General features: G+C 70.4%; 9 protein-coding genes. 6 read left to right on the plus strand and 3 right to left on the minus strand.

Annotated elements, in window-relative coordinates:
- The 4 genes from KBY19_RS35000 to KBY19_RS35015 all read left to right on the plus strand — a co-directional run.
- Window positions 1-676: PfkB family carbohydrate kinase (locus KBY19_RS35000; RefSeq protein ID WP_210967442.1), on the plus strand; the 676-nt coding region annotated here is incomplete at its 5' end.
- A gap of 3 nt (window positions 677-679) precedes the next feature.
- Complete coding sequence (locus KBY19_RS35005; RefSeq protein ID WP_210967443.1) at window positions 680-2,089, plus strand: ABC transporter substrate-binding protein; 1,410 nt, start codon at window positions 680-682, stop codon at window positions 2,087-2,089.
- Window positions 2,086-3,003, plus strand: a complete 918-nt coding sequence (locus tag KBY19_RS35010) for a carbohydrate ABC transporter permease (protein WP_099885597.1) — start codon at window positions 2,086-2,088, stop codon at window positions 3,001-3,003. Before KBY19_RS35005 ends, KBY19_RS35010 begins: the two co-directional genes overlap by 4 nt.
- Entirely contained in the window at window positions 3,000-3,917 is a 918-nt protein-coding gene (locus KBY19_RS35015; protein WP_247691727.1) for a carbohydrate ABC transporter permease, read from the plus strand. The genes KBY19_RS35010 and KBY19_RS35015 overlap by 4 nt, the downstream gene beginning before the upstream one ends.
- A gap of 72 nt (window positions 3,918-3,989) precedes the next feature.
- On the opposite strand, the gene KBY19_RS35020 is transcribed toward KBY19_RS35015, so the two are convergent.
- Window positions 3,990-5,018, minus strand: coding sequence for a helix-turn-helix transcriptional regulator (locus tag KBY19_RS35020; RefSeq protein WP_210967444.1), 1,029 nt, complete (start codon window positions 5,016-5,018; stop codon window positions 3,990-3,992).
- 325 nt (window positions 5,019-5,343) lie between these two features.
- On the opposite strand from KBY19_RS35020, the gene KBY19_RS35025 reads away from it, so the two are divergent.
- Window positions 5,344-5,976 (plus strand): hypothetical protein, encoded by a 633-nt coding sequence (locus KBY19_RS35025; protein WP_210967445.1) that lies wholly within the window; start codon window positions 5,344-5,346, stop codon window positions 5,974-5,976.
- Here KBY19_RS35025 and KBY19_RS35030 read toward each other — a convergent pair.
- On the minus strand, window positions 5,973-6,626 hold the full coding sequence (locus KBY19_RS35030; protein ID WP_247691728.1) for a YceI family protein: 654 nt from the start codon (window positions 6,624-6,626) through the stop codon (window positions 5,973-5,975). The genes KBY19_RS35025 and KBY19_RS35030 overlap by 4 nt on opposite strands.
- 392 nt (window positions 6,627-7,018) lie before the next feature.
- Between KBY19_RS35030 and KBY19_RS35035 the strand changes: the two genes are divergently transcribed.
- Window positions 7,019-7,240, plus strand: a complete 222-nt coding sequence (locus KBY19_RS35035; RefSeq protein WP_143674935.1) for a hypothetical protein — start codon at window positions 7,019-7,021, stop codon at window positions 7,238-7,240.
- A gap of 165 nt (window positions 7,241-7,405) precedes the next feature.
- Here the strand turns inward: KBY19_RS35035 and KBY19_RS35040 are convergent.
- Window positions 7,406-7,895 (minus strand): TetR family transcriptional regulator C-terminal domain-containing protein (locus KBY19_RS35040; protein WP_210967447.1); only part of this gene is annotated, 490 nt, incomplete at its 5' end.

The raw sequence follows: 7,895 nt of genomic DNA on the forward strand, positions 1-7,895 counted from the left end.
GGCCGGAGGGCACATCCGGGCCGCGCTTGACGCCGAGGGGGTCGGTACGGACCGGGTTCGTACCGCCGACGGCCCCAACGCCTACGCCACCGTGCGCCTCGACGCGGACGGCGACCGGCACTTCACCGCCACCGACGAAGGCGTCTCCCGTTTCACACCGGACGACGCCGACCTGAACTGGCTGGCCGGCTTCGATCTCGCGCACACCGGGGATTGCAGCAGGCTCGAACACGCGGTGCCGTTCCTGGCCCGTGCCTGCCCGGTCAGCTACGACTTCTCCAACCGTTCCTGGTCGTATGCCGAGCCACTCCTGCCATATGTCCGGTACGCCGTCTTCTCGCGGCCCGGGGCCGGGGAACGCGAGGCTGCCGCGCTCGCGGAGGCCGCGCACCGGGCCGGGCCCGGGACGGTGGTCGTGACCCGAGGCAGCCGGGGCGCGCTGGTCTCGCGGGACGGGGTGCCGCACCTGCAGCCCGTGATGCCCGTCGAGGTGGTGGACACGCTCGGTGCCGGCGACTCCTTCGTGGCACGGCTGCTGGTGGCGCTGCTGGACGGTGCCCCGGTGCCGAGCGCTGCGGCGCAGGCCGCCGCGTACGCCGCTGAAGTCTGCACCCATGAGGGTGCCTTCGGACATCCCCGGGTCTTCTCGGACCCGCACACCGCACCCGCGAGGTGATCCGTGCTGCGCTTCCTGCGAACCCCGGCGCTGCTCGCCACGGCCTTCAGCGCGGTCCTCGCGCTGAGCGGCTGCGGGCAGGCGCCCGTACGCACCACTCCGAACGACTTCACCCTGGACGGCCGTCCCCGAGGGCACCTCACCGTGCTGGAAAAATGGGCCGACCCGCAGTACGCGCCGTACTTCGAGCGGATGGCCGAGGAGTACGAACGGCGCAACCCCGGTGTCACCATCGAACTCCAAGCCGTCGGGGACCAGCCCTACAAGGACCGCATCGCGGCCCTGGCCGCCTCCCGCGATCTGCCGGACATCTACTTCGCCTGGCCGGGGCAGTACGCCGAGAGGTTCGCCGACGGCAGGCTCGCCGCCGACCTCACAAGCCAGCTGAGTGACACGGCCTGGGGCCGCTCCTTCGTACCGGACGCGCTGCACGCCTACCGCTACGACGGGCGGAACTACGGAGTGCCGGTGACCCTCGACGCCAAGGTCTTCGCGTACAACAGGCGCATCTTCCGAAAGGCGGGAGTGAAGGGCGAGCCGCGCACCTTCGCGCAGCTGCTCTCGGCCTGCGACCGCATCAGGAAGGCCGGCTGGACCCCCATCACCTTCGGCAATCAGTACGGCTGGCCCGTCGGCCATCTGCTCACCCAGCTGAACGCGATGCACGTGCCGCCGGACACCCTCGCGAAGGACTACGCGGTGCGGAAGGGCGGAGGCTTCAGGCACCCCGGCTATGTACGCGCCTTCACCGACCTGCGCCGACTGAAGGAACGGTGCTTCGCCCCCGGCGGTTCCGGCGCCAGCCACGAGAACGCGCAGACCAAGCTGGTGTACGGGAAGGCGGCCATGCAGTATCTGGAGACGGTCGAGTTCCCCTTCCTCACCGAGAAGGGCGGAGCCCCCGCCTCCTTCGAGCGGGACTGGGGCTTCTTCCCCATGCCGCCCGCCCCGGAAGGGCAGGGCGACCCCCGCGCCCTCGCCGGCGGTACGGACGGACTGCTGGTGTCCAACAACTCACCGGACAAGGCTCTCGCCGTCGACTTCCTGAAGTTCCTGACCGCGCGCCCGCAAGCCCGGGAGATGGTGCGGGAACTGGGCTGGCTCAGCGCCGTGCAGGACACCTCCCGGGCCGGCCGGGTGAAGGGGCTCGGCGCCGCCCAGCGGCTGATCGACTCGCGCCGGATGTCGGTGTGGCTCGACACCCGCACCGACAACAAGGTCGTCAATCCCACGCTCGCCGCCGCCGATTCCGTGCTCGGTGGCCGGACGAGCCCCCAGGAGGCCGTGCGCCGCGTCCGGAAGGCGGCCGACCAGGCGTTCCGCTTCTCGTCCCGCGGCGAGTCCTCCCATCACGAGGCCGCCACGCCGGGGCTTCGCCGAGACCGCCACCCGGACCAGGGAGGGACGAGATGACCACACTCCACGGTGTTCCGACGGCCGGGTCCCGCACCGCCCGCCGTATCCGGCACGCGCTCTGGGCGGCCCCCGCCCTCGCGCTCATCACCGTCTTCGTCTACTACCCCGTCGTGGAGAACGTCCGCCTCAGCCTGCTCAAGTTCAGCGTGTTCCAGCCGGGCACCCGGTACGTCGGCCTGGACAACTACCGGCAGGCGTTCTCCGACCCGGTCTTCTGGAAGGCACTGGTCAACAACCTCCTGTTCGCCGTCACCTCGGTCACCGTCCAGGTGGGTGCCGCGCTGGTGCTCGCCGCGCTCCTGGAGGAGCTGGTCGGCAGGCGGCTCGGCGGACTGCTGCGCACCCTCTACGTGGTGCCGGCCGCCGTCTCGATGACGGTCGCCGGCCTCCTCTTCCAGTTCCTCTACCAGCGGGACGCCGGACTGGTGAACAGCCTGCTGGGCGGCGTGGGCCTGGACAGCTGGCAGCGCGACTGGCTCGGGCAGCCCGGCACCGCCGTCTGGGGCGTCATCGGGATGAGCCAGTGGCAGTCCTTCGGCTACACCACGATGCTGCTCACCGTCGCCGTGCAGCGGATACCGCGCGAGCTGTACGAGGCGGCGTACGTCGACGGCGCGGGCCGCGTCCGTACGTTCTTCACGGTCACCGTTCCCATGGTGCGGCAGATGACCACCCTGCTGGTGATCCTCACCGTCTCCGGGGCCTTCCTGGTCTTCAACGAGGTGATGGTGATGACCGGCGGCGGCCCCTCCAACTCCAGCCAGGTGCTGGGGACGTGGCTCTACGCCAGCGCCTTCACCGGCGACGACATGGGCTATGCGGCGGCGATCGGCACGGTGATGTTCGTACTGACCTTCGCCGCCGGTGCGGCACAGCTGTACTACTCACGGCGAAAGGCGGTGGAGGCATGACCCTCACCATGGACCCGAAAGGCCGCGCCTCCGCGGCGCGGGCGCTGCCACCGGCGAGGGACCCCTGGCGGACGGGTGGCGCCGCCGTCCGCGGACGGACCGGCGTGCTGCCGAGAGTTCTCGCCTACTGCGGCCTCGCCGCCCTGGCCGTCGCGGTGCTCTACCCCCTGTGCTGGATGGCACTGTCCGGGCTGAAGAGCAATGGCGAACTGTTCACCGCGCCCTGGTCGCTGCCCGCCCACCCCCGCTGGGACAACTACGCGGACGCCTGGAACCAGGGCACCCTGCGCTATCTGCTCAACAGCGCACTGGTGACCAGCGCGAGCGTGCTGGCGGTGGTCCTCATCAGCGCCTGGGCCGCATACGGGCTGACCCGCCTCGACATCCCCCTGGCCCGCCCGGCACTGCTGCTGGTGCTCGGCGGGATGATGCTCTCGCCGACGGTCGCACTGGTGCCACTGGCGCAACTCCTGCAGGCGTTGCACATCTACGACACCTACTGGGCGCTCATCGTCCTCTACACGGCGTTCAAGGTGCCGTTCACGACCTTCCTCATCCGTGCCTATCTGCTGACCCTTCCCTCCGAGGTGGAGGAAGCGGCCCACCTGGACGGGGCGAGCCGATGGCAGACCTTCTGGCAGGTGGTCGTCCCCATGTCCCGGCCGATCCTGGTGTCCGCCGCCATGCTCCAGACGCTCTTCTGCTGGAACGAGTACGCCTTCGCACTGGTCTTCGTCACGGATGACCGGCTGAAGACGCTGCCGGTCGGCCTCGCGGACATGGCGGGCAGGCTCAACTCCGACTGGCCCATCCTCTTCGCCGGACTGACCATCGCCGCGCTCCCCATGATCATCGTCTTCCTGCTGGGCCAGCGGCACTTCATCCGGGGCCTGGCGGAGGGCGTGGGGAAGTGAGCCCGCGCAGCCGTCCGCCGGTGGGCCCCTCTGCCGGCACCGCGACGCCGACAGAGGGGCCGAACGGAGGTGCTATGGGGACAGCGTCCTGCACGGCTCCCCGACAGCGCCCCGCGGTGAGGACAGCAGCAGCTGGGCGCCCAGAGGAGTGAGGGTGTGGTGCGCGGTGCGACCCCAGCGGCGGGTCGTGACGAGCCCGGCCCGGCGCAGCACTGTGGCGTGCTCGCTGGCCGAAGCAGGCGACAGCCCCGTACGCCGGGCCAGCCGGCCCGTCGAGACGCCCTCCGCGACGACCTCCAGAACCGCCGCACGGCTGTGCCCGAGCAACGCCACCAGCGTTCCGTACGAACGGTCCGTCACCCCGGGACCCGGGTGGGCGACCACCTCGTAGTGCAGGGTGGGCTGCACATCGTCCGGATCGCAGGGTATGTAGCTGGTGAAGGCCGCGGGGGCGAGCAGCAGACCCCGGCCGCCCAGGTGGTAGTCCGGGCCGTCCACGTCGGGCAGCTCCAGGGCCGGGGGACGCCAGTGCATCCGCGGATGCATGGTGGACAGAACACGCTCGACACCGCCCTCCTGCCACTGGCGGACGCGCTCGGCCTGTTCCGCGCACAGCGCAGCGTGCAGCCCCCGCCAATACGGACCCACGGCCGCCCTGTAGTGGGCCCGTACCGCCTCGGCGAGCCGGCGCAGCGCCGCCGGGTCTCCCTCGGCGAGCGCGCGAACCCACCGCGGCAGCGGGCGGTGCGCGGCGACGTACCCCAGGTCCGCGCGCAACTCGGACCGTGGCGTGGACAGCAACCGCTCGATCTCCTCATCGAGGGTGGGAAGTGCCTGGTGGGGACGGAGCAGCCGGGGAACAGGATGCGACGGCGCGGTGGCGACGAGCCCACCCAGCGGTGGCCCGCCCTCCTCCGACACGGCCGCTTCCCCCGCCGTGCGCCGGACGGCATTCGTGGTGCGGCGCCACAAGTCGAGCGCCGGACTGCTGCTGCGGCCGTACCGGAGACGGAAGGCGCTGAACGTCGTCGTGGCCAGCGGGCTGGGCGCCTCGGCCACCCGGACACGGGCCAGATCCAAGGCGGCGAAGTGAATACGCATACCCGGCCCCTTCGGTCGCTGGCCGCCACATGGCTGCCGACCCCATCTTTTCCCGGAGCGGGCCCGTCCGTCACGCGACGTACGAGGAAGACGGTGCGGCAGCGGGCCGGAAGTCGATGAGCTGTCCCATCGCTTCGGGCAGGGCCGAATCATCTACCGGCCAGGGAAAACGCCGCACACCATGGACGCAGTCGAGCAGCCGGAACCGGCGAGGGGGAGGAGCACACGGATGCGGGCGACCAGAACTTCGAGTAGAGCAACCCCCGGTGGGACGCCGGGGCACGGAGCCGAAGCCGCGGGCGGCAGACGGGGAAGGGCCGTAGCCGTGGCTGTCTGCACGCTCACGGCCCTGCTGTGCGCGTCAGCCGGTGCCCAGGCATCCCCCGGCCAGGCAGGCGCCGCGGCCGGGAGGGACGCACCGACCACCGCACGCCCCCTCCGTTCGTCGGCCCAGCCCTCCAGCGGGGCGGCAGCCGCGGCGGGCAAGCCGGTGCCCCACTCGGACGACTGGCAGGGGCCGTTCGTCACCCGCCCGAAGCAACCCGAAGTGAACTACCCGCGGGGCGAGGTGTGCCCGTTCCCGACACACGCGGAGTTCCCCGTCGTCGACATGGTGCAGAAGACCTGGAAGAACAGTGCCGGCGACCCCGTCTACGCCATCATCAGCGGCCCGCTGATCATGGAGGTGACGAACAAGGACACGGGGAAGACCATCCGCCGTGATCTGTCCGGTACCGGCAGCCTCTCCTACCCCGACCCCGGCACCACCACCCGCGTCCTCAGCGGCGGTGACTGGGGCGTCGGCCTGCACACCGACGACCGGCCCGCACACAACAAGTGGCTCGTCTCACGTGGCTACATGGCCGTCCGGATCACGGAGAGCGGCGGAGAGACCCAGCGCGAACTACTGGCACTGGAGGGCCTGTACGAGGACCTGTGCAAGACGCTCGCCCCTTAGCCGGCAGGGGCGTTCCGGATGGCGGCTATGTCGAACTGCAGGCGCACTTTTTCGCTGACCATCGAGCCGCCCTCGGCCAGTCTGCTGTTGTACGTGAGGCCCCAGTCGGAGCGATCGATGGTGGTCGTGCCGTCGAAGCCGACACGCTGGTAGCCGAAGGGGTCCATCACGTGACCTATATAGGTCATCTCCAGCACGACGGGTCTGGTCACGTCCTTGATGGTGAGGTTTCCTGCCATGCGGTACACATCGTCACCGACGAACTGCACGTCGGTGCTGACGAACCGCATGTCGGGGTAATCGGCCGAGGCGAAGAAATCGCGGCCTACCAGATGTGCGTCGCGCTGCTCCACTCCCGTATCGACGCTGGCTGTGGAAATGACGACCTCGGCCCGGCAGCGGGACGGATCGTAGCCGTCGAAGAAGAGGCGACTCCGGTACTCGGTGAAGGACCCGCGCACCGTCGTCACCATGGCGTGGCGTACCGAGAAACCGATCCGGCTGTGGGCGGGGTCGATGATCCATTCCCCGGTGAGCTCCTGCAGGGCCGGGGCCGCCGGGGCCGGATGCACCGCACCCGCATACGCCACACCTGCGTCGGCATGGAGGTGACCGTGTGCGGCAGGGCGGGTCTGTGAGTTGGGTGACATGCCACGTTTGAACAGTTTCATGCTTCACCTGGCGACTCGATGACGGGCAGTCAGGCCATGCTGCACACCAATTGCCGTGCCCTAGCTCCGGATAAGAATCCCTTTGGGCGGGGATCGCATAGTTGCCCCACTCGGAATCTTCACATGATCTACGTGATGTTCGCGGAGCTCGAAAGCGGCAAAGTTCGCGGACGCCGGTGAAGGCCGGTCATAACGAAACCGCATGTCCGCGGCGGCGTTGCGGGCGGTCCGAGCCGGGCCGGATCAGCCGCTCCTCGCGTGTGCCGTACCGCTGCTGAGCCGTCGACCGGCCCGGCGGCGGTACGGCACTCCGCGCTGCTGCCGCACCACGGCTGGGGCAGCCGCTCACCCGAGGAGGTGAGGACTCCCGAGTGGCGGTCAGACCGACGCCCGCCGGGATGTCCGGCTTCGGACTGCTGACCCGGTGCACCCTGGGCCACAGCTGCGGCAGCACCTGGTGGACGGCGACGAACGGGGCCTATCAGCTTCTTGACCGTGCCGATACGGCCCCGACCGGCATCCCGGGCGAGGTGGTGCAGCCCGGTCAGCAGGCCGGTGCCGACGCCGACGAGAACGGCGCACCACCGGCCTGACGGCGAGCCGGTGGGCCGGGGGCACCGACTGTGCGGCCGGTGGTGGTGTGCGGGACCACCACGGTGCCGCAGCCCAGCGCCTGGCCCGCGTCGGAGGGGAGGGCAGCCGCGCTCAGCAGTTCAGGGGCAGCTCAACGCCCGGACCGGACAAGGAAGTCCTCGCTGTCACTCGGTGTGGCCGGGGCCCGCGCTGTGGGGACCCGGGCCCAGTTCTGTCCCGATGAAGCGGTGCAGATGGCGGCGGGCGTCCTGAGTGGTCAGCGGCGGGGCCTGGCGGAGCCGCTGCAGGGCCAGCCCGTCGGCGAGGGCTGCGAAGCGGGTGGTGAAGCCGTCCAGGTCGACGCAGGTGAACTCGCCGTCGGCGGCGCCGCGTTCAGCCAGCGCGCGGATCTGCCGGTGCCAGCTCTCGTAGCGCCGGTCCTGGCCACCGGCGAACGCCGGATCGAGGTGGTGCTCGCCCGCGTTCCAGTATTCGAACCACATCCGCCAGTGCCGGTCGGTGTCCTCGGTGAACAGCGCGTCGACGAGGAGGCGCAGCGCCTCGGCCGCACTGGTCGCCCGGTCGGCGGTCTCGCTGAGGGCCGCGTAGTACCGCTCGATCTGCAGCACCATCGCCTCGGAGAGGATCTCCTGGACGCTGCCGAAGTGGTAGGTG

Source organism: Streptomyces sp. B15 (genome assembly GCF_018070605.1).
Lineage (GTDB): Bacteria > Actinomycetota > Actinomycetes > Streptomycetales > Streptomycetaceae > Streptomyces > Streptomyces smyrnaeus.

Excerpts from the sequence above, each read along its gene's own strand:
- KBY19_RS35030 (WP_247691728.1), bottom strand. The coding sequence starts at position 6,626 with ATGTCACCCAACTCACAGACCCGCCCTGCCGCACACGGTCACCTCCAT.
- KBY19_RS35015 (WP_247691727.1), top strand. The coding sequence starts at position 3,000 with ATGACCCTCACCATGGACCCGAAAGGCCGCGCCTCCGCGGCGCGGGCG.
- KBY19_RS35020 (WP_210967444.1), bottom strand. The coding sequence starts at position 5,018 with ATGCGTATTCACTTCGCCGCCTTGGATCTGGCCCGTGTCCGGGTGGCC.
- KBY19_RS35010 (WP_099885597.1), top strand. The coding sequence starts at position 2,086 with ATGACCACACTCCACGGTGTTCCGACGGCCGGGTCCCGCACCGCCCGC.